The organism is Mesorhizobium sp. P2_F8 (assembly GCF_056403655.1).
Window position 1 is genome coordinate 239,636 of record NZ_JBFUFB010000011.1, and the last position, 21,596, is coordinate 261,231.

General features: G+C 56.9%; 14 protein-coding genes. 4 read left to right on the forward strand and 10 right to left on the reverse strand.

What is annotated here, in order from left to right; translation table 11 throughout:
* The 5 genes from AC1DZP_RS26225 to AC1DZP_RS26245 form a co-directional block, all read right to left on the reverse strand.
* Window positions 1-1,815, reverse strand: coding sequence for an ATP-binding protein (locus tag AC1DZP_RS26225; protein WP_477306394.1), 1,815 nt, complete (start codon window positions 1,813-1,815; stop codon window positions 1-3).
* Window positions 1,812-3,416, reverse strand: a complete 1,605-nt coding sequence (locus AC1DZP_RS26230; protein ID WP_477306396.1) for a DEAD/DEAH box helicase — start codon at window positions 3,414-3,416, stop codon at window positions 1,812-1,814. The genes AC1DZP_RS26225 and AC1DZP_RS26230 overlap by 4 nt, the downstream gene beginning before the upstream one ends.
* Window positions 3,417-3,590: 174 nt before the next feature.
* Window positions 3,591-4,418, reverse strand: coding sequence for a phosphoadenosine phosphosulfate reductase domain-containing protein (locus AC1DZP_RS26235; protein ID WP_477306398.1), 828 nt, complete (start codon window positions 4,416-4,418; stop codon window positions 3,591-3,593).
* Between the two features lies 1 nt (window position 4,419).
* On the reverse strand, window positions 4,420-7,773 hold the full coding sequence (locus AC1DZP_RS26240; protein WP_477306400.1) for an ATP-binding protein: 3,354 nt from the start codon (window positions 7,771-7,773) through the stop codon (window positions 4,420-4,422).
* Window positions 7,774-7,778: 5 nt separating this feature from the next.
* The gene (locus tag AC1DZP_RS26245; protein WP_477306402.1) at window positions 7,779-8,774 is read right to left on the reverse strand and encodes a DUF4007 family protein; all 996 of its coding nucleotides are present in this window, start codon (window positions 8,772-8,774) and stop codon (window positions 7,779-7,781) included.
* Between the two features lie 94 nt (window positions 8,775-8,868).
* Here AC1DZP_RS26245 and AC1DZP_RS26250 point away from each other — a divergent pair, with 94 nt between their 5' ends.
* On the forward strand, window positions 8,869-10,056 hold the full coding sequence (locus AC1DZP_RS26250; RefSeq protein ID WP_477306404.1) for a cysteine desulfurase family protein: 1,188 nt from the start codon (window positions 8,869-8,871) through the stop codon (window positions 10,054-10,056).
* 208 nt (window positions 10,057-10,264) lie between these two features.
* Here the strand turns inward: AC1DZP_RS26250 and AC1DZP_RS26255 are convergent, their stop codons facing one another.
* Window positions 10,265-12,247, reverse strand: a complete 1,983-nt coding sequence (locus AC1DZP_RS26255) for a DNA phosphorothioation-associated putative methyltransferase (RefSeq protein ID WP_477306405.1) — start codon at window positions 12,245-12,247, stop codon at window positions 10,265-10,267.
* 583 nt (window positions 12,248-12,830) lie between these two features.
* Here AC1DZP_RS26255 and AC1DZP_RS26260 point away from each other — a divergent pair.
* Both AC1DZP_RS26260 and AC1DZP_RS26265 read left to right on the forward strand, forming a co-directional pair.
* The gene (locus AC1DZP_RS26260; protein WP_477306407.1) at window positions 12,831-15,422 is read left to right on the forward strand and encodes a UvrD-helicase domain-containing protein; all 2,592 of its coding nucleotides are present in this window, start codon (window positions 12,831-12,833) and stop codon (window positions 15,420-15,422) included.
* A 134-nt stretch (window positions 15,423-15,556) separates the two neighbouring features.
* Window positions 15,557-16,039: a hypothetical protein gene (locus AC1DZP_RS26265; protein WP_477306409.1), complete on the forward strand. Its 483-nt coding sequence runs from the start codon at window positions 15,557-15,559 to the stop codon at window positions 16,037-16,039.
* A 707-nt stretch (window positions 16,040-16,746) separates the two neighbouring features.
* Here the strand turns inward: AC1DZP_RS26265 and AC1DZP_RS26270 are convergent.
* Window positions 16,747-17,190 carry a hypothetical protein gene (locus tag AC1DZP_RS26270; RefSeq protein ID WP_477306411.1) on the reverse strand — a complete coding sequence of 148 codons (444 nt, stop codon included), beginning with the start codon at window positions 17,188-17,190 and terminating at the stop codon, window positions 16,747-16,749.
* Window positions 17,191-17,208: 18 nt separating this feature from the next.
* Window positions 17,209-17,760 carry a hypothetical protein gene (locus AC1DZP_RS26275; protein ID WP_477306412.1) on the reverse strand — a complete coding sequence of 184 codons (552 nt, stop codon included), beginning with the start codon at window positions 17,758-17,760 and terminating at the stop codon, window positions 17,209-17,211.
* Between the two features lie 555 nt (window positions 17,761-18,315).
* Here AC1DZP_RS26275 and AC1DZP_RS26280 point away from each other — a divergent pair.
* A complete protein-coding gene (locus AC1DZP_RS26280; RefSeq protein ID WP_477306414.1) occupies window positions 18,316-20,046 on the forward strand; it encodes a hypothetical protein in 1,731 nt (576 codons plus the stop codon).
* Between the two features lie 289 nt (window positions 20,047-20,335).
* On the opposite strand, the gene AC1DZP_RS26285 is transcribed toward AC1DZP_RS26280, so the two are convergent.
* Both AC1DZP_RS26285 and AC1DZP_RS26290 read right to left on the reverse strand, forming a co-directional pair.
* Window positions 20,336-20,974, reverse strand: a complete 639-nt coding sequence (locus AC1DZP_RS26285) for a uracil-DNA glycosylase family protein (protein ID WP_477306416.1) — start codon at window positions 20,972-20,974, stop codon at window positions 20,336-20,338.
* 109 nt (window positions 20,975-21,083) lie between these two features.
* Window positions 21,084-21,383 carry a hypothetical protein gene (locus AC1DZP_RS26290; RefSeq protein WP_477306418.1) on the reverse strand — a complete coding sequence of 100 codons (300 nt, stop codon included), beginning with the start codon at window positions 21,381-21,383 and terminating at the stop codon, window positions 21,084-21,086.
* Window positions 21,384-21,596: the final 213 nt, after the last annotated feature.

Below are 21,596 nucleotides of genomic sequence, written 5' to 3' on the forward strand. Positions count from 1 at the left end.
TTAACTATCGTTGTTCAGGAACTGCCGAGCCAGACGCCCCCAGTCCGCACGGGTTTCCTGTGCTTGATTGCGCCGCGGGCCATCAGGCTGCTCATCTTCATAGCGAGCCCAAGCCATCAGAACTAGCTTAAGGCCACCGGCCGCCGTAGTGAGACGCTCGCGTAGGCTAGCATCGTCTTCGCCGGTAGCATCCTTCTCCAGCACTTCCACAAGAGAGCCAAATGCCGGATGGCTCGTGTTCAAGGTGATGATAATCGACCCACCCCTCTGTTTCACCGAGAAGAACGCCATACTTTCAAGATCGGCTTCGGCAAACACGTACTTCAAGCCATCTGAAATGGTTGTAGCCGCCAGTTCCTTAGCCGCGGCTGCTGGCATTCCAAGGCTCGTCAGTTCCCCTTCGATTTGGCTTTGACGCTGATCGGCGGGCAGCTGTTCGCCCGCGTCGCTCTGACCCTCGTGGCCTTCCTCCTGCCGATGTCGCGTGATTTCGGTCGCGCGGCTCTCTGGCGAATTCGGATCAGGATGCCTTGTTCGGTCACGACGTTCCTCCGAAGCCGTTTGTGCCCGAAGCAAGCGACGCAACACATTCCTCGTTTTCTGGATTTGGTGAGCTATTTCGATCAGAGGTGCACGAGGGTCTTCATCGTCGTCGAGCTGTTCGCGCAGCTCACCGAGGCTCCTCCCATCCTTCAATAGATTGTCGAGGTCCAACTTCGCGAGCTCTGACAGACCATGCGCATGTTGTTTATTGTTGGTAACACCGAAGATCTCGTCCAGCGCCGGCGGGAATTCAACTTCGATCCCCCACCAGCGATCACGGGGCTCAGAGGGATCGGCCCATCCATCGTCCAATTCGAGTTCGCGACCGGCACGCACTACCGACAGTCCCTCATTCTTCGCCGCGTGTTTGCCGTAATCGCGCGAGCCGGGGTTGATGCCTTGCCGCGCTTCTTCCTTAGCGACCGAGTATCGGATTTTTACGGGATGCTGTTGGCCGCGGAACTCAATCTTGTGCGTGACCTCATAGCCATCCTCACCACCCCATTTTTCAAACATAGGCCTGTCATCCCACGGTGCTGGGGTTGAAGTGCCGGTGGAAAGGTATCCTGGGTCGTTCGGCTTAGCCCACTGATCGATAGTGACGTTTTCCGGACGGTCTATATCGAAGGCAGCCATCCGGATCCGAACCTGATCCTTCTTCAGAAACCGTCGGTACATGCGCCCAATCACGAATTCAGAGTTATCAATGATTGTGGCCGCGGTCTTCCACATCAACCGATCGAGAATAGACCAGACAACCAACGTGCCGGATTCCCCCCATTCGTTGCCAGCCTTTTTCCAAAGCCTTGGAATCGACTTGGCTGTGGGCTCAGGCACTTCAGTCATTTTCTGGGATGCGATCTCGCCTAGGTCGAGGTAGGTGTAAATCGCGTTCGCCACACCTCCGCGCCAAGACCACACCTCAACCTTTTGACACTGGGAAATTGAGGACGCAGGAAGCCCCATTCCGAAGCGCCCGATCCCCGTCTGGTTTGCCTCTTCCAGGCGAGTACCATTTCCAAACTGCAGAGCGATGCGGAGAGTATCTTTATCCATTCCGGACGCATCATCGAGCACCGCAATCTGGTGAACACGGCGCCTGGTGCGCTGGGCCAGCGGTGTGGTCTGTTCCGCGCACAATAGCTCGACGTTTTTAGCGCCGGCCTGAATGGCGTTGTCCATCAACTCCGCAATTGCATAGGCGGCGTTCTTGTATCCGTTGTCGCGCATAGCCTTGACGGCCAAATGCGCGGGTACGATCGAAAAGTTCATGGCTCTCCCCAAACATCTTCCCAATTGAGAAACGCGTCCCCAATATCACCAAAGCCAGGCAGACCGCTATCGACCACCGTGACGATCTCGGCTTCGGCGTTGCCGCCCGCCCTAGTCCCTCTGATCGCGCGACCCACCATCTGGCTATAGAGAACCAAGGAAATCGTAGGTCGTGCGATTACGGCGGCGCTTGTTTCTGGCGCGTCAAACCCAGTCGTTAGAACGCCGAAATTGCAGATTATTCGAACGTCGTCAGATGGTGCTTTGTACTCTTGAAGAGTCGCTTGACGTTCCAAACCTGGTGTCGAACCTGTAACGGACATGGCCCACAGCCCTCGGGCGCGAAGGGTGTAAGCTAGCAGATCGGAGTGCTCGACCGTCGTGGCGAATACGATAATTCGACGGTGACGCTTTGCAAGCTGTTCGATCTCAGACAGAATTGCTAGGTTGCGAACCTCAACTTCCGCCAATCGCTGTAAAATTTCAGTAGGAATTTCGAGCTCTTCTTTTAGCCGGGCCCGATCCTTCTCAGTCATCGTCACACCGCTTGTAAGCAGCAGCGGCCTAAAAGTCGTCCTAGCCAGATATCCTTGTTGGATGAGGTATTCGACCGGGTTGGAGTATCCCTCGATTTGAAGCGAGACTTTCTGACGCCCGAAGAAATTGGCAAGCGCCTGATCCGCGTCAAGGTCGTTCCAGGTCCTACCTGGCGTGGCGCTCAGACCAAGCAGAGAACTTGAGGGGAAGGGCAAAACAAGAGCATCAAGGATGAGTTGATAGGTCGGCGCCACGGCCTGGTGGGCTTCATCCATGACCACCAAGGACGCTCCGGCACCAAGCCGCCCAATAGTCGCAAGACTGCGCTTCACGGTGGCATTCATCTTAGGCAATCCCGCGACAATGAAGTCGCCTCGCACGTCGTCGATTTCTAGCGAGCGCCCGCCCCAAAACCGCCTAATCACGACTGGATGACTGCCCAGGCTTCTCCATGCCTTCTCAAACTCCACGGCGGCTTGATCACAGAGTTCCTCGCTGTGCGCGAGCCAGATCACCGACTTGTCCGGGAACAATCGTAGGTTTTCAGCAATGATGTGCATTGCTGTTCGGGTTTTCCCGGCACCTGTCGGCATGTGCAACAGAACACGCTTGCGACCTGATATTAGTGCGGCGATAGTCTTTCGCGCGGCGCGCTCCTGGTGCGAAAATAGTCCGTAGACAGGCTCAATTACTTTTGCCGCAGGCAACTCTTCGCGAGGCTCTTCTTGAAGCGGCGACAGCTCGAAAAACGCCAACAGCGCAACCAGCCGATCACCGGATACCTTCACGGACTTCAGAGCCTCATATGGCCGCTCGGTGTGCAGTCCCAATACGCGACACAGCTGTTCGGCTTCCGCCGGTCGAAGAAGGTCTAAGAGCAATGCGCGTGTTTTCGGATTGGTTAGAAGTGTCTGCGGTTTAGTCTGCTCTACCAGAAGTGAGCGTTGTCGACCTTGGTTAAACCCGGTGCTGTCGAGTGCTCTAAGAAGTCGCAAAACCTTGATGCCAAGCAGGGCCTGCAAAATCTCATCGTCGGCGCGCGTTAAAAACTGATCGAATCTCACCGAGCCCGGCTCACATGATCACTGAAAGGGGACCGAAGGAGGATTCGGCAGCGAAAGGTCATTGAGGCCAAGCTATCCTAAGAAGCGTCGTGCGCTCTCAATTAACGGCGGCATTTCGTGCCCCAACGCTAAGGCAGGAGGGGAAGGTTGGCTAGTGCCCAGTTCAACACTCGATCATTTATGGCAGGTTACGCACATTTTACTTTGGCCATAGACCTCGTCTAGTTCCACTGGCTCGTCATCAATAAGCGCGTTCACGGGGCGTCGGGCTTTCAGACGAGCGACCCGTTTCTCGTGCTCTCGACGGATTTGCTCGAGCCGTTGGGGTTTCGCTAAGTCCTCCAATGACTCACCCTGGCTCCAGGAGAATGGGGATCCATGCTCAAGCGCGTTTTTTTCGTAGCGTTTCGCTTCTTCAAACGCATCGGGATGCTCATCAAGCAGCCGCGCCCATTCAATTTTTTGCTGATAGAAGCAAAAAGTACAGCCGCTTCTGGATCGCCAACGGTAGTAGTCGGGCAATCCAACTCCAGCGGCCTCCAGGATTTCCATAACTGCGGCCTTGTCGATCCCGTCTGTGCGAAAGGGTAAGTGGATGCGGAGATTTTCCTGCCCTGAGACGTAACCTTCACGATACTCCTCATCGGAACGGATGGCGACGTAGCTGTTGACGACATAGCCATCCTTCACAAACGGGCGCACCCAATTCTCGAAGGGCTTAATCTTGAGTTGTCGAGTGCACCACCGAGTCTGAGGCGAAGGTAGGAAGTTTTTGTACTCGCGCAGCCAGAAGTCGAAATCGCGATCCGGATTCAGCCGAAGTATTGGTTTCCCTAGAAAACCCTCCAGCCGCCCGAGAAACTCATAGACCTCCGGCAGCTCCTTTCCTGTATCGGTGAAGAAGTAGTCTATTTCCAAATCTGGATGGTGCTGCCGCATGTAAACTGCAAGCGCTGCGCTATCGCGGCCACCGGATATGCCAAGGACGTGCTTTTCAGTCATTTTAGGCTCGCACTCGCTGCTTGGTTCGGGATGTTTGCTCCGCATTCAGCGTCATACCGAGCTTTGCGATAGCGCCAAGCGCCACTTTGTCGGCGGCACCTTCCTTGCCGAGGAGAGCAACCAACTTTAGGCATAGTTCATCAGCTTTTTGGCGCTCTGCAGGATCTAACTCGATCTCTGACGTCACGGGTTCTGGGAAGGAGGGGTCGCTCATGTAGACGACCATAGTCACCCGACCGTCTGTGCGTCCCTTCAAATGCCCAAAGCCTTCTGCTCGAAGGAATTGCTGGGCAAGTGCCGCCAGTTCGATTCTCGCTGCATCAATATCTCGGTCAACCCAATCCCGAGGCGGCTTGTTGGCCGCGAGGCTGGCGAGACCCTCGATGTCATCTAGGTCGCCTTGGTAAGTCGAAAGCCGCGTCGCAAGTGCATCAAGACGGAAATTACCCGACAGTCCCCTCACGTTGTCGGCGCGTCTGTGTAGCAGTCCGTAATCTGACGCCGCGGCGCCCTTGAACCGGAGTTCCGTCATCAACGTCATGGCCAGATCAGCGAGCATTTTGGCGTAGGCGCCCTCCAGTTCTCTGAGCCCCATTTCCACAGCGCTAGCCAATAGCGCTCCTTGATCATTGTAGCCCTCACCGATCGCGCGCGGCAGATCCTCGAACAGAAGTTGGTTCGGATCGTGCGACTTCTGACCTAGGTTTCGCAATGCCGTGGCCGATTTTGACAAGGTCGCCGTTCGCGTCGTCCAAGCGGGCAGCGCTCGAATGTTTTTTACTAGTGCCTTGGCCACATCGAGCGCTGAAGGAGCAACGCTGACTTCCTCCGTGGTCAGCCGCCGAGCCAACTCTGAGATGAGATTCGCATCGAGATCAGAGAGTTCAATAAGACGGACCCTCACTGCGCTTGGATCTTGGAGAATCCGATCGACGAGAAAGCTGTCCAGTTGGGGACGGAAAACGCCTTCGAGATAGATCGCAGCTCGCTCAACGTTTGTGAGCAAAAACGCTACGCCAAGGATGCTGAGGAGGCCGTCACGCACACCAAATGGTGGGGCTCGCCACAGCGCAAACAATTCGGATAGCGGAGAGCCTATTTCCGAGTTCTTGAGCAGGTTTTCACCCGCGGTCCAGAGAGCGCTCAGCCGGTGCCAATCGCCGTCGACAGGAGCCCGAAAGCGACAAGCGCCCTCGTCATCGGACGTGTACAATCCGGTCGCTTCAAGCAGACTAGAGTACAATCCTGCCTCCGGCGGATACCCTTCCATCGACAGACGAGATTTGCCGTTCTGCTCGACCATGGCTTTCAACAACGCCCGCGTCGCCGCGGCAGCATTTGACGATGGTCGGGTACGATTGACGAGTTCGTTTCTAAGGTGCGGTGTTTTTGGATAGCGCCAGTCCGCTAGGCGTGATGCCAATATACTCAGCGCTGCCTGGCCACTGAGGTGCGAGTGTGTGCTGACATCGGCGCCGGTAGGAAAGCGCCAATCGACCACATCAATCGCTTCACTAAGCCGATCTTCGAGATCGGCTGACAAGCGCGAGAGTCGAGCATCGATCTCACGTCGCGCGATCGCGTCCCCTTCCAGCTCAGACCGAGTAGCTCGAACATACTCTAGAGCTGTGAGCTCGCTCGCCATCTCACGAAGTCGAAAGCTATCACGCGTCCATCCGACTACAATCAGGCGATCCCCAGCCCAGCCCGCCGCAGCCTTAATGATTTTGCGGGCCTCTGACTGAGGCTCGCCGTTAGCGCCTACGAGTAGTAAGAATAACCCGGCGGCACCGGCGGCGGGGCGGTAAGCTCGGACTCGCTCCTCGGCCTCATGGAGCGGGGCGAGATCAATTTCGAACCACCTTAACGCGCCCGTGGTCTCATAGTGACGCTTTGCCAAGATGGGCTGCAGCGCGGCTTGCCTGGCCAGTTGTCGGTAATCGATTGAGACCCCGGCCTTCCTCGCACTGTCCACGGCCTGCTCAATGTCGAAGTCGCTTCCGGCATAGATCGCGAACGCGCCGGCGTGTTTGCGAAACACGACGACCGACCAGGCTGCAAGGTCCTCAAGGAGGGCCTCGAAGTTGACTTGGTCGTTGGGGGTGCAGGACGCGACAATCTCAGGCGTGGGCGGGAGCCCTGAGCGATCCTTAAAGAGGTCGAGGAGCGCAATCGCCTTCAAGATTCGCAAATGGTTCGCTGTTCCACCTCGAGTTTCACATCGATCAACGGCATCGACCGCCGTCGACCACCGGTGTCCATCAGGCGATGCTAGAATCGCTGGCTCTAAATTTGATCGCAAATAGTCCCAGAGCTGTTCCGGAGAAAAAACCGACCCGTTCGCAGGCGTTTTCGCGAGAAATTCTTGGAAGCCGAAGGGTTCAGCCGAGGTAAGAAAGCCAAAGATGCTACGCTGGCTTTGACCAAATCGCCGCCTAGAAATAGGCCCTAGAAGGGCCGCAACAACTGGATGCAGGGGCCAACAAGCGGCAAGCCGCTGCTCCAACGATTCAGTGGGGCCGCTCCGCGCACCACGCATTGCTTTGGCTACTACCGATGCCGCCGGATCTCTACCGCGCGGCTTAGCCGCCGATTCAATCGCTCGTGATATCAATTCGATCTGCTCGTCGCCAGCGAGGCTGATGGAGATATCGAGGAAACGCCCGTGAACCTTCAACCATTCATCGCGCGCCTCCCGCGACATCCGATGAGCATATTCGTCAAAGGCCTGGTGCAAGATGCCGATTACGATGAGGCGGCCACGAGAGCGGGCCGCTACTTCAGCGAGGTCCTGAAAGACGTGTACATCGCCGCCGTCTATGGCGGAGTGCTCAAGGAACTTCCCCATCTCATCGATGAGAAGCACTATGCCCCCCGACGAAACCTCGGTGGCCGCCCGACCAACCCATGCTGCGAAACTTTCTTTAGCCCTGTGTTGGGGCAGCTCGTCCCGCAGCGAAGTCTCAATCGCAGACCTCAGCACAGTTGCGGCATCGGCCCGTTGTCCGACCACCGGCACAATTGACCAAGGTTCAGAAGTCGGCCGAAACAGCCTGATCATCTCAGACGCATCGTCTGGATTGGCGTCAGCAAATAACTTGGCGATTCGCTCTGCGGGCCCTGCTAACAAAGCGGCCAGGGCCACTGCCAAGCTAGATTTTCCGCTCCCATATGGGCCGGTCCAAGTAAATGCACTGTGTGCGGTCGCCTCCCGATGGCGGCCCATGATCAACAAGGCGTCGACGGCGGATTGAGAACAAATATACCCTTCCAGTGCACCCGGATCACCAAGGTCGGTGTCCACCCTAATTGATCGGGTGAAGCGCCGGGCCACGCGTACCGTTTCGCTGAGCATTTTAGTCATGCTGCTGCCGATCTGAGATCTCGCCGGAACATGGCTCGAAGAACAACCCACTCGTCGATGTCGTCGAGGTTGTGCGCGTAGAGTTGTCGCATTCCGGAAGACTCGTCCCACCTAAGAGCGCCATCTGTTAATGCATCGAGCCGGATTAACCGTTCAGCTACAGCCTCTTCGTCCAACAAGAAGACTTGCCCTGGGGAGCCTCGCTCAAATGTCAGAAAATCGACGGAAAACGAGCGACGCGACGGATAGTAAGTCCGCCAAAAATCGACCAAGGCGAACAAAAATACCTCGTCCGGAAGGGACGACTTAGGTCCGCGACGAAAACGAAACAGCTCACCAACGCCGGCCTTTTGAACAAGCCCAAGTTCAGCGAGCGGCGACTCAATGCTATCCTCGGGTGCGCGGCGCGCCCCTGCTGTTAAGGCGAAATAGGTCCGCAAGAGGCAATCGACATCGCGGCGTATGGTGATGCCACTGATGCTTCGGCCCTTGCCGAGCCGGCCTGCATCACCGAGTTCCTCACAACGACGACTCAAGCGGCGACGCATGAGTTCGCGATCAAACGTCGGTTCGTGAAACTCATTGAACGCCCAGTGCCAAGTGGTCGCCCGCCCCGGTTTTCCGGCTAACATCCAATGTAGGAGCCAGAGTGATCCGGGGTGCTCAAGATACGAATCGAGCGAATCTCCGAAAAGTAAATCGCCTAACTGTCCCGTGGCTATTCGAGCGGCGCGCTCACCCGGACGATCTTCCGCAGACAGCACATCGGTTGCAATCGCCCAGTGCCGAATTGAAAGGACCATATTGCGACCAACACCAAAAAGAGCAATTGCTGAATCATCCGTGAAGACACTGCAGATTTGACTATCGTTACTTAACGATGTTCTGACCGCGTCGTACGCTTTCTTTAGCCAACCATAGCGAAGCGGAAAAGTCTCGTGACCTGCAAACTGCAACCGGCTGTCGGAGCTATCGAGAAGGCTTCGGGACATGGCAACTCACTGGATGTTGATACCAGTTGAAATGAGCTGCTTTGAGGGGCTATGTCAACCTCCTGGCGAAGCTCACCAGTGGATTGGATCCGGTATGACTCAAAAAGCAGTCTATCTTGACTATCAGGCCTCGACACCACTCGACCCACGAGTGCGAATCGCGGTGGACGCGGCGTATGATGCGCCCGGAAATGCGAGTTCTGAAGAGCACGCTTTTGGGTGGGCGGCTCTAAGCAGAGTGGAAGCCGCTCGCGGTTTTGTCGCTGAGAGCCTCAATGCCGCCGCTGAAGAAGTGACTTTCACTTCCGGCGCCACAGAGGCGAACAACATCGCGATCTTGGGGGCGGCGATGGCTGCGCCCCCGCGTCGCCGCCGGATCTTGGTATCCGCTATCGAACATAAGTCGGTGTCTGCCGCCGCGTATGCGGCGGAGCGTTTCGGCTTTGTAGTCGAAGTGGTGCCCGTCACCCATGACGGCCTGACGGATATTCAGGCTCTAGAGGCGATGCTTGACGACGAAGTAGCGATTGTGTCCGTCATGGCTGTGAACAACGAGATTGGGACAATCCAGCCAAGCGCGTTGGTGGGACGATTGACGCGAAGTGCTGGCGCATTTTTCCATGTCGACGCCACTCAAGCGCTTGCCGCAACCCATGTCGATATGGCGGAGTGGGGTGCCGACGCGCTGAGTCTATCAGGACACAAAATCTATGGACCGGGAGGTATTGGCGCCCTAATCGTCGCTTTGGATGCCCCATGGCGACCAAAGCCATTGATGTTTGGAGGAGGGCAAGAGCAGGGCTTGAGGCCGGGAACGCTACCGGTTCCGCTCTGTGTCGGATTAGGCGAGGCGTGTCGGTTGATCTCGATTGAAGGGGAGGTCGAGCGCCGGCGTGTTGGTGACCTGCGTGACAGGCTAGCTCGACGCTTAAAGGACGTGTTTGCCGAACTGAGAGTGTCTTGTGAACAAACTCCGCGGCACCCGGGCTGCTTACATATTAGGGTTCCAAAAGTAAGCGCGAGTGACTTGCTTATGCGTCTTCAGCCGCTAGTCGCGGCCTCAACTGGCTCAGCATGTACTTCAGGGATGCTTGGCCCGTCACATGTGGCTCTCGCCATCGGCCTGAGTGCCGCCGACGCCGCAGAATGTCTGCGCTTTTCATTGGGCCGTTTCTCCACTGAATCCGATGTTGAAATCGCAGTCTCCTGCTTGTCATCGGCGATGAGGAGCCTCTCAGCGCGCGACTTTGATCCGACCGTTTTGGGCTTAGCCGCGGTTTAGTTGACCTACAGTAGAACACGCTTAATTTGTCCCTAGCTCCCACTTGTCACGCCTGGAGCTTCCCAATGCCAAAGCTACCGTGATTGAGAAGAATTAAGCATTTCTTTGCAAAATTTTTGACGGTCACTTGTCTGAATTAGTGATCCAATCGAGGATCCCTCCCCCGAACTAGCTGGGAACCGGCAGGTAGGCTACCCATAGCCTTTTTTCATAGCATCCGGGTCGGCGCTGTTGGTGACCTCGTGGTTGATGGCTTCCGCCGGGGTCGGTGAGCCAGCATGGCGGCAATCCTGTCGGCCGGAGGGCCGTTGCCTTTGGCGTCCACTATTCCAAGTTCCAGAAGTTTCCTGTCGGCGGCCGCCTGCTTTTCCAGACCGGGATGGCCTCGCTGCAGATACCGGGACTTCAGGTAGAGCACCCTGCCCTCGAACGTTTTCCTGCGGGACCGCGACCGAGCAAGGTCCACCTCGACCGACGACCTGACTGCCGGAAGGGCGCTATCGTCCACGTCACACTCCAGCCCACGCACGAGCCACGGTTCTGGGCCGATCTCGACCAAGTCCAGCAGAGAGAACCCTTGGTGCACGATCTCGGCGCACCCTGCCACGATCCTGACCTTGACCGGAAGCTGCTCCAGGTTTTCGGACAAGAAGCGAACGATACCGTCCTCGTAGCTCGCAAAGCCCGTTGCTGCCGCGTCGGCGTACGCCATTGCGAGCACTTGCTTGTCACGTAGAGCCCGCAGCTCTGCCTTAGCTGCGTCGACGACGCCGGCGAGCGAGCCGAAGAAGGTGCGGATGTCTCGCTGAATTGAGATGGGCAGTGAACCGTATTTCAAGGCGCCGGGGAACAGCGTCAGAGCGAAGTGCACGACAAGGTCCTCGCGCCGGGCATCGCCGGCAACCTTCAGCTGCGCTGGATCGGCTATTTCCCGTGCACAGGCCGCCAACGCGCGGCCGATGGCTATACCCTTTTCTTCCAGCGCGGCACGCACAGCCGGTTCGACTTCGGCATCCTGCGGGAGCCTTCCCAGATTCAGGGCTGTTCTCCAGATCGCCTCGAGTTCCTCGCTCGCCCTTTCGGCGACAGTCCTAGATTTCGGGCGGAGAAGGAAGCGCGAGGGATCGCGGGACGGAATGGCGAGGTTGGCGTATATCGTCGCCTTCGACCTCCTCCGGAAGCTCACCTGCTGCTCAAGGTCCTTGTCTCTGAACGCGGCCACTATGCCCGGGGCTAGCGCGATCGGACGCTCTCCCGTGGCACGCTGGACCATCTCAGTCAGCTCTTCCTGTGAAAAGTACTTCTGGAAAGTCTGCCTGCGGGAAAGGTAGCCGTCCGCGACCGGGGTGTGGTGCTCGACGTTGTACTTCCCGGCGGTCATCACGGACACCGTCATGCCTCTGGCCGCAAAGCCCCAGGCGGCGCGCAAGGTCTCTTCCCTCTCGTGAGGGTCCTCGATGACATTGATGACGAAGCCCAGATTTACGATGTCGGCACGCCGCCTTTCGCCGTCGGGCAGGAAATTCGGGTCCCATCCGAAGGCGAAGTAGCCGTTGGCCTGCAGCGTGGCCACGTCGTCCCCGCGTCCGCAGCCGTAGTCGAAAAGTTCGTGCGCGGGCTGCAGCATCCCGTACCGGATCATGATCGAGGCAGGCTGGGAGAGCCCGTTCCTCGATATGGCGGTCTTCTCCCTGGCGACGTCCACTGCGGATTCGCCCGCCRCCACCAACCGGGGGCCGTCCACCCGGAGGCCGGCTTCGGCAAGCATGGCCGTCCAGTTGGCCCGCGTGCCGATGCGCTTGGTGTCCTTGAACAGTCCGAGGTCCTCTGCCTTGCGCGTTATCGCCGCAAAGGCTGGAATGCGTGGGTCAGCGGGTGCGAGCAGCGTCTCTTTGCGGTGGAGGATTGGCGGGTTGTCGCGTCGGGAGTAGTCGATGACGGAAGGAACTCCGTCCGCGTCGAAAGAAAGCGACCGGAGCAAGGCGGGGAACGCGGACTTCGAGAAGTCCTCGTAGAGGAGAAGCGACTGCCGCTCGGGCGAGACCTTGGCAACGTTCCACGCGAAGCCAGAAGCCGCGGCCTCGGCGCGGGCAACCGCCTGTCTCACTTCTTCGGATACGTCCGGCAGCGCGTCCCGGTGGACGTACAGGAACCCGCCGACCTGCTTACCTACTTCGCTTCGCCTAGCCAACTGACGGCATCCCCGGGGCGCCTGCCCTCTTCCTATCCTGCCTTGCCCCAGTGATATCTCCGCTTAGCGGCGGTCCATTTCGGCCAGCAGACCCGATCGGCTGCTTCAAGCGTGTGTTTCATATCAACATCCTACAGTCTCTAGGCGAGCGCCGGCAAGAACCGATAGGCCGCTGCCTACTGCCTCCGCTTGGCAGGGGCCGGATTCTTGTGGCTTGCAACCGAGCCCAAGCGACACGGTAAGACCCAACGAAAAGCTGGCAGGTGTCATCGACTTGTTGACGGGACCGAAGGTTTCAACGCCTTAGGTTAAGCAGCCGCTGGTTCAGCCGAAATGTGTAACCTGTCCGGCAGAGTGGCAGTTCTAGCACCGGGTTGTTTGACACGTAGGCGGAAGACTACGAGGGCTCGGTTCCAAGACCGTGTCTTCGAAGCCACGAAGCGCGCACCGAGGCAGCCTGGCGCGAGAGACCTAGGTGCGTTCTGATGAGAGATGACGGCATTTCAATACTGCTGAAAGCCTGTATGTTTGAGGATGGGCCTCGTGACCAACACTGGTGGGCACGAGAAGGATGGGGGACTTCATGAATATCAGATCAGGCATTGATGCAGCCGGCAGCGCCGTCGGGCAAATCGCTTACTTCACCACTAAGGAATTCGACAAGTCGCTAAGCAGGGCCTTCCTGGGAGGCGGGCAACTGCAAAAAAAAGCGATCAAGGTCAAGGCCATCCTCGGCAGCCTGCGCGACCCAAATCCGTTCGTCGGGATTCCAGTCACCAAACATGGCGAAAATCGTATCCAAAACGCTGTGAAGTATGATCTCGGTGATGGGTGGCGTCTGATTACGCAGCAGACCGACAAGACGTGTCTTTTCCTATTTGTCGCCGATCACGAAGATGTCGACAAATGGCTGGACAGGCAGAAGGGGATGAAGTCTGCCGTCAGGGACCTAAGGGCCGTTCTTGTACCCGGGTCGGGCCAGGAGGTTGTTCATGCAAACGACTTCCGGGCTGACCACCATGACAAGCCCGTCGTCGAGCGTCTCGACGCGGATGCGATGGACCACGTATTGGACCACCTTCCGCGCAGCGTTGCCAGGAAGTTGGAGGCACTGGACGCTCGTTCGACCACCAACGATCTCAAATCCTTAATCATCGAGATTCCCGATACCCAGAGGGCCGAACTCGTCCACGCTGTCTTCAATTTACTCCTTTCGGGCAATTATGAAGGCGCTCAGGCCCATGTCGATCTCAGCATGGGTCGGATCGGACTCCTCGAGGATGTCGATGAAGCCGAGATGCTCGAGGTGGCCGACGGGGAGGATATACGCCGCCTGCGCATTGGGTCGCCCGAATACGAAGCTTGGCTCGCGTCATTCGAGAAGCGTTCCAGCTGGCACGAATGGTTCCTGTATCTTCATCCCGAGCAGGAAAAGGTCGTGAAGGCCGATTATTCTGGCGCTTCGCAACTGTCCGGAGTTTCTGGGTCTGGCAAGACTTGCGTCGCCGTTCGCCGTGCACTTCGCTTGGCGGAAGCGCCAGATTCGAGGGTGCTGCTTCTTACGCTGAACCGTAGCCTCRCCGGTCTTCTTGGTCAGCTCGTTGACGCTGCCTGCAGCAACGAAGTCGTTCGAGATCGGATCGAGGTTACGTCGTTCTTCGAACTCGCCCAGCGGCTTCTCCATCGGTTAGAACCTCATAATGATCGGTATTATGTAGACGTGACATGGAAGTCCGATGAGCATGTCGACCTGGTGTTCCGGGAGTATTATCGTCAATGGCTGAATAACGACTCCGCGAAGGTGCTGCTGCCGATGCAAAAATCAATGACGGCACGTGGTGTTAATGGTGAAGCGTATCTTCGGGAAGAGTTTGACTGGATTCGCAGCGCTGTGACGCCAGATGCGCGCTCTTCTTATCTCAGTCTTGAGCGCAAGGGACGAAAGTTCCCGATAGCCGCCGATCGCCGGTCGGACATCCTAAGGGGCTTGGACGGCTGGGAGCAGAAAATGCGCGATGTGGGCGTCGTCGACTATCTAGGCCTGACCTCTGCGCTGACGAAGCATCTGGATGATATCCAATCGCAGTATACGAACATCCTTGTCGATGAGGCGCAGGATTTTGGCACCACCGAGATACGGGTCATTCGAAAGCTAGTCAAAGACGGATCGAACGACATTTTTTTCTGCGGTGATATCGCTCAGACCATCCTCCCGAAGCATCGGTCCCTGCCTGAGGCGGGCCTCTCCGGCGTGACCCGCGAACGCATTCAAAAAAACTACAGAAACAGCCGGGAGATATTGAAGGCTGCCTACGGGGTCTTAAGCAATAACTTACATGATGAAATGTTCGACAGCGACGATCTGGAAATTCTCGACCCTCAGTTCGCGAATTTTAGCGGCTCCGTTCCAATGGCCCTTGCCGCGGGTACGCTGGAAGAAGAAATTGCCTACGCGCGCGCCTATGCTGCCACTGCCCTGCAGAACGATGCTAAAACCGTTTGCGTGGCCTTTGCGGGCTTTTCGGGATTGGACGTAAACGGCTTCGCTAAGAAGTGCGGTGTCACCGCACTGGACGGTGCGTATGATCCCAGTTCTGATCGCCTCGTTTTCTGCGACCTAGAACAGACAAAAGGTTATGAGTTCGACACGCTGATCATCCTCAATTGCAGAAACGGCGTGCTACCGCCGCGCGACGCTCCGGTAGAAGAGGCATATCGTGCGTCCTGCAAGCTCTATGTTGCCATGACGCGCGCCAAGCGCGAACTGATCCTATCGTTCCACGGTGAGGCCAGTCCCTGGATTGCGGAGGTGACGGATACAATCGGAACAGCCCTCTGGAGCGAATTCGAAATTTTGGACCAGACACTTATTCAGGGAATCCCTGAACTCCTTCCTGAATTTGAGCCGGACAGGGATATCGATGATGTTGGCAAACTTACAGGCCTCCAGTTCCTTTATGCGGTCCATGGGCTGGGCCTTTCGTTGGAAGCGCAAGACAAACTGATTGACTTGGTTGACGGCCGGGGCATGCGAGCAGCAGGTGGCGCTCGACGATTGAAATGGCAAAACATGCGTTCATTGATAATCGACCTCAACGAGAGTCGGCGTCATGATTTGCAGTTTGGCCCCAATGTAGCAACCGAGCTCCGAGAACTAACCCGATTCCTTTCCTAGGGCCGCGATCGATCATCGCCGAGCCCAGCGTTGGCCCAGCGACGGTGAAGGTGGTGCATAGGCGGCTGTGCACAATCAAAACAAACCCTGATCGTGTCCGCTGATTAGGGGCAACAACATGTCGGAGAACAGAGATGGTTGGCATCGTCAAAGGCTTAAAGGGCGACATTTTCGATGAATGGCGTAATGGCTATGATCTCCTCGTCTTGTTCTCACACAACGGCTTTACTAATATAAATGGGCGCCTTCGGAGTGATCACCCTTTCGCACCAGCCGATCCGCAGTTGCCATCGCTTGGCGCCGACGATACTTGGCACGGAACACTTCAGCCGCTCAATGAGGGTAAGTGGTTCATCGCCTTCCGCGACGTTACCGAGGGGGCATTCGGGCTTAGTGACGAGGATGTCGCGGCCGCCTTCGGTGAAGTCTATCGGATTTGTAGGCGTCGTAATTTAAACCGCGTGGTCACTAACGGAGTGCGCGGGCCTAGCTGCCCACCGGTGCAAGCGGACGATGATGCTCGCGTTCGCTTTCTTTACGGTCTGGCGCGCAACAGCCGAGAGGTTGATACAACCTTCATAGATCTTGGGGACACATTCAGCCGACATCGACCATAGCAAGTTCCTGCACAAACATCGAATTTACCCTGGGAAATAGGCAAACCAGTAGCAGCAGCCTTGTTTTAACACCAGGCGGATAACTCTGGCGAAAAAATGACTAGGCGGCATTCCTGAGGACGCGAAATACGCTGGCTCTGCCGATGCCAGGCTTGGTCGCGATGGCGTCCCCCGCGGAACCCTCAGCCTTCAGCCGCACCTCGTCCGCGGCTTTGCGTCGCCCTTCGGCCTCTCTGGGAATCTGCAAAAAAATTGTCCCTGTTTTCCGCCCAGACGCACGCGGATCTTTCCTGCACGACGGGCCTTGCGGTCCCACAGTTGTTCGCGCTGGCAAGCGTATGGCCGCCGTCATGAAGGAGAGGTAATGCCAGGCGTATTCAATGAACCTGGGCCGAAGAATTCCGCGTGGATATCGCCGGCGGCGATGCCACGCACTGCAAGGCCGGCAGTCAGTTCAATTATTAAGGCCAGTGCCCGGTCACTTCTAAGTGGCAATCAATAGACTGGACCCCCACTCCATAAACGGGCTCGTCCACAAGCTTTTCAGCATAGGAGACAGTGGGTTAGCTTGGCTCAGCGACGCGAACGCCGCCATTGCGCTTGATGCTTCGAAACGCAACTCGAAACTCTAATTAGCCGGCTAGCCAATTACCCTCAAAATGCCTGTTCATCTCCCCACGAGCGCGCAGCTTGTCACTAGGCTGCACCTAGACGCTCTTTCGCTTTCTAAACGTAGCTGCAGTCTTGGCGACGCAACCCCTCAAAGCTAGCGGAGGCCGCTTTTCGTACCCGAGAGCGTACATCTTCTGGCCGACGAGATACCCTGCCGTCACGGTGGCCTCGTTGTGCGGTCCATAGTCATTGCCAAGCTCGGCGGCCAGCAGCGGATCGATCACCTCCATCGGAGGGCGGCCCTTCGCGGCGGCGTCCAACATTCCTTCTACGTTCTCGGGTTTGTTAATAATGATCTCCATTTTCCGATAGGCAGGATCGCCGTGGGCAAGCGATTTAGCTTTGATGAAGGGCAGGCCTGTGGCTTGTAGCTTCCCGATCACCTCCTCGGCCTCCGGACCTCCCACCCGAAGACAGTTGCGATAGATCGTATCCCGCTGCTCCACCGTCATGGATGCAAGTTTATCGATGGTGTACATATCCACAGCCCTTCCTCTTCAGCCGTCCAAGCCATAATGCAGATTTTCATACTCTTTCGGGTCTACTATCTTGCGAAGCTGAACCCCGACATTCATTCGCTGTTGGCCGGGATTGAGGTGGTCGAACCGCTTGGTGATTCCGTGCCTGGCTGCGACTGAGTAGAGCTTTTCGAGGTCAAGGTTTCCGCTCTCGTCCCTGACCATAGTGTTCAGCCACCGATTAAATGGGCTGTTCTTCGTATTTTTGACCCAAGCCTCTCGCTGCTCGCGGGTAATTTTCATTGAGCGATCACGAGCCCCGGCGGGCCGATATGTTGTCGCACTCGTGAAGAGACTCGGCCGTGTGATCCTCAACGCCGAGCGATCTATCTCGTAACCGAGCTCGGCCATGATTTGCTTTGCCATGTGGCCGATCATCTGTTTTATGCGGTCATCCCGGATCTCATCGCCAAACTCGGCAACGAGCCCCACTGCCAGCGGCTCAACCGCCGCCCGCTCCAACAGCGTCGCCGTCTCCATGCGAATGACGTTATCGGGCTGTTTCAGGAACTCCCAGAGCGCCTTGCCCAAATCTGTCTCTGCTAGATCTCTGAAATTCTGGGGAACGTATCGCAGTTTGAAAAGGCCGTTAGACGACATAGCTTTGTTCCTTTTTGACACCTGTCACAGTTACATCTCTGCATGATACATGTCAATAGTACCTGCTTGAGTTCAAATCTCCGGCCATCATCCCAATTATATCCCATTTTTTCTCCCAGTTTTTTTGTTCATAATCCCACAGAGATTTGTCGACATTTACCCCAACAGTTGAGACGCTTGCCGTGTTGGAACGGAGGGAGCGTCATGAAAAACTCGAGACATGCAGAAAGCCGGTGCCGGCAGCGTGGGTTTAACAGCAAACGCCTCCGCACTATTTTGGAATATGCCGACATCGATCGCCCGATTGGGGGAAACTGTCGCCTGTTGAGAGTTAGTCATAAGGTGGCTAGATCGATCCGCGGTTCTGACGGACTGGATAGCTTCAGTCTGATAGTGAGCGACACAACAGGGGAACTGGTGACGCTTTTGCCACCGTCGCGATCACGACGCGGTCGGCGGTATAGAACGGGCAGATAGGGGCGAAGAATGAGTGCCGACGTTATAGATTTGGCAAAGTGGCGTACACAATCCGGGACTCGAAACCCGGACGAGCACCAGAAAGAGCTTGCACGAAACCAGCAGGAACTCGTCGCAGATGTGCGGGCGGCTGCCGCGGATCCCGATGCGAAGTTTGAACGAGATGGTGAGATCGCGGCAGCGCAGGTCGTCAACAAGCTGATTGCACAGGCCAAAACTCAAGGCATAACCCAGGTCGATATCGAACGAGAGCTGCGGAGAAGTGGGCGGAGCCTTCGCAAATTCGATCGACTACGTGAAAGCCATGAGTTACCCCCGGCCGATATCAAGAAGAGGCCACGCAAAGACCCGCTGGTGAGAAGAATCCAGCCTTACGTCGTTATGCTCGAAACGCTCGCTGGCATGCTCGGCCTGGTGCCCGACGATGTGATTTTCGACGCGTTCCGCGAAACCAAATTTCGTCGTTCACCGAAGAGTGCGAGTCCAATTCCAAGCCTGGACAAGCTCTCCCCGATGGTTCCGGTAGATGAGCCAGTCGCAGTCCTGAGCTGGCTCTTACAAGAGATGGCCAGTTCAGTGAGCCGTTCGCAATCCCTTCTCGACTATTTTGAAATTATCCAGAAACGTCATTTGGTTGTGGACCTTTCGGGTGAATTTTCGCTTAGGCCGGGTCATATACCGGCTAGCGAATGCGCTTACGATTACTGGTACGATCTAGCCGGACACGTGCCTGTTCCGGCGGTTCCGCTGATCCGCGTACACCGCGCTACGCTGCGTGGGCCACTGGATGTCGAGAAAGACCCGATCGCGGCGCGGAAAATCTCACGCACCGATGTCGCCGCTCAATGCGAGCCTAGATACCGTGCTCCCGAGCTGGTCCCATTGGAGCTTGATAAATTTCCGGCGAGGGATTATCGCGGCCATGTGTTCGGTCCCACGGAAACCATTGCTGCGGAGATAACTCTTTCAAGCGATATTTGGTTGGCAGTTGGTCCTCGCAGCCGCCCCGGTGATATGGGGCCGCTGTTTCAGGTGACCACTCACGTCGACCTGAGCGCCGGAGGTAAGCCCCGCGACCTCACCTTCGATCTCTCATCTTTCCGACTCTCCGCTCGCGCGGACGTCGATCTGGAACTGAGCGACCTCGACCACTACGTGGGATCAGTTGCAGCTTGCTTTGAGAACGGCTGGCGGAGAGTCACAGGGTTTGGGAAAGTTGGCTGGGAGCTCGTTGCAGGCGCATATGCGACCAATAACACCTCGCATCTTCTCGATCCAACATCTCCCGCGGGGCCAGCAGAGCGCGATCCTGACTGGTTTGGAATGACGCTCGATGGCGGCATTTGGTTTGATCCTATACTCGGCCCGGAAACGCCGACCGGTGCAGAGTGGAGCATCTATTTCGTCCCGGTAGATCCGGGCTCCGTCAGCCATTTTGCACAGCTCCTTTCACAGGCCGAGGCGGAGGATTTGCAACCGCAGCTCCAATTACCACTCGGCTGGCGCTGGCTCAGTCCGCGAGTCGGACCCTATCCCCCGCCTGAAGTCTTCCGCTTTTCGTCCGAAGGCTGCCGTGCGCTCGAGAGCGCGCTTCATACAGGGGCCATAGAGACGGCACTAGCGGCTGATTGCCAGCGCCTCAAACGGAAGCTGACGGAATTTCAAAGCAAGAATGACGCGCTGCTGCAGCAGCAGACTGCCACGTTGGTAGCGAGGTGGCGCGGGGAAGGTGAGCGGTGACCAAAACCCGAAGCCACGTCCGCAACAAATCTCGATGTGGGGACCCTTGATCCGTGAATGGCAGCGCAGAGCGGCAACAAAAATGAGGTCAGCCCAATCCGGCGCCAAAGGGTCTTATCAACTTGCCCCTGTATAGAGCACCTCAATCCTCAATCTGTTTGTCCGCCGCGCGCCGGCCCAAGTCGCAGAGTAGACGAGATGATGAGTTTTGTTTGAAATCGCGATCTCGCTGGTCCAACGCCAGAGTTCGACCAGATGCTTAACGCCAATTCGATATTGCCGCCATCGACTAGACGCGTCCCAACTTCTTCATGTCAGCCCAAAAGAGGTGGTGGCGATTACGTCCTGGATGCGCCACCCGCTCCACTGATACGCCCATTCGCCCTAACGCCCTTGCGGATACATCGCCGATCGCGATGATGCGTTTCCGCTTGAACGTGTCGAGGACTAGTGCCAAGCAATCGCGGCAAAGGTCGTGGTGCTCGCGGGTCGTTTCTGCATTTCTGATTTGACCGTTCTTCACTTTGAAGGGATGCAGCATTACGACGTTCCATAGCAAGGGCACCGGCTTCGGGAGGATTTCCCAGATCGCAGCTGAGGTGCGACTTGCGCTGCTTTCTGGATTGCGTGTTGGAACTGAGAACGCTTCCGGCATGCCCAGCATCTCGCCCATTTCTTTCAGCTTACCTTGATGAGTGAAGGGCACACCCGACCAGCGCGCGCCAAAACGCGAAGGCGCCTCAGCTATCCACATGTCGGTGCTAGGTCGTTCGATGAAGCTCCGAAGATAATGCTCAAGGTTTTCCCGACGCGATCTCGGCGCGTCCGAGTCCTCACGCGCGGCTTCATAGTTTTCGTAGTGGTTGAACAGATCGGCCCTCGATGGTACCCGCCGGATTGCCTCAACAATTGCCTCTGTATCGTCCACAATCCCTCCTATTCGCAACCCGCGGACCCAGTTGAATGGAGTGGGTCATGCCAACTCAGCCATGACGACGACCTTCTCCCTCGCCCGGTGGCCAGCCAGCCTCAAGCTTTCAAGTTTCATGATTTACCACCAGGGCTTTCTCCTGCCCCCAGTTCTCCCTGCAGATGGGCCGCTCAGCGCTCGCCCTGTACTTAAAGATCTTCCGGCTGGGGTCCTTATCGCCTGGACGCCAGGCCAGCACGTCCCCGCCATGCCAAGCGCGCCGGGCCTGAGTCTCGTGCAGGAATACCTTAGCCACCTGAGGGACAGTGTCATCCCCCAAGACCCACTCGCCGGTCTCGTGCAGTCCCTGACCGAGATGCCTGTGGTTCTCTCCATCTTTGCAGATCACATGCAGGTTGTACGTCATAGTCTCTCCCTTGATGATGCAGGTACACGGTTCTAGCAGAAGTTTAATGGTGCGGATGGGCCACCGGAATTTTCCAGGATCCAACGTCCCCGTTGGACGTCGGTCAGCGATCAAGAAATCGCGAGGCTTCGCTCGTAGAGGGTAGCTGCCGTCTGTTCCAACCTTTCGCGCCAGGCGAGCTTCTCAAGCCACTCTTTGGGGATACCTGAGCAG

Excerpts from the sequence above, each read along its gene's own strand:
- AC1DZP_RS26225 (WP_477306394.1), bottom strand. The coding sequence starts at position 1,815 with ATGAACTTTTCGATCGTACCCGCGCATTTGGCCGTCAAGGCTATGCGC.
- AC1DZP_RS26235 (WP_477306398.1), bottom strand. The coding sequence starts at position 4,418 with ATGACTGAAAAGCACGTCCTTGGCATATCCGGTGGCCGCGATAGCGCA.
- AC1DZP_RS26240 (WP_477306400.1), bottom strand. The coding sequence starts at position 7,773 with ATGCTCAGCGAAACGGTACGCGTGGCCCGGCGCTTCACCCGATCAATT.
- AC1DZP_RS26245 (WP_477306402.1), bottom strand. The coding sequence starts at position 8,774 with ATGTCCCGAAGCCTTCTCGATAGCTCCGACAGCCGGTTGCAGTTTGCA.
- AC1DZP_RS26250 (WP_477306404.1), top strand. The coding sequence starts at position 8,869 with ATGACTCAAAAAGCAGTCTATCTTGACTATCAGGCCTCGACACCACTC.
- AC1DZP_RS26265 (WP_477306409.1), top strand. The coding sequence starts at position 15,557 with ATGGTTGGCATCGTCAAAGGCTTAAAGGGCGACATTTTCGATGAATGG.
- AC1DZP_RS26270 (WP_477306411.1), bottom strand. The coding sequence starts at position 17,190 with ATGTACACCATCGATAAACTTGCATCCATGACGGTGGAGCAGCGGGAT.
- AC1DZP_RS26280 (WP_477306414.1), top strand. The coding sequence starts at position 18,316 with ATGAGTGCCGACGTTATAGATTTGGCAAAGTGGCGTACACAATCCGGG.
- AC1DZP_RS26290 (WP_477306418.1), bottom strand. The coding sequence starts at position 21,383 with ATGACGTACAACCTGCATGTGATCTGCAAAGATGGAGAGAACCACAGG.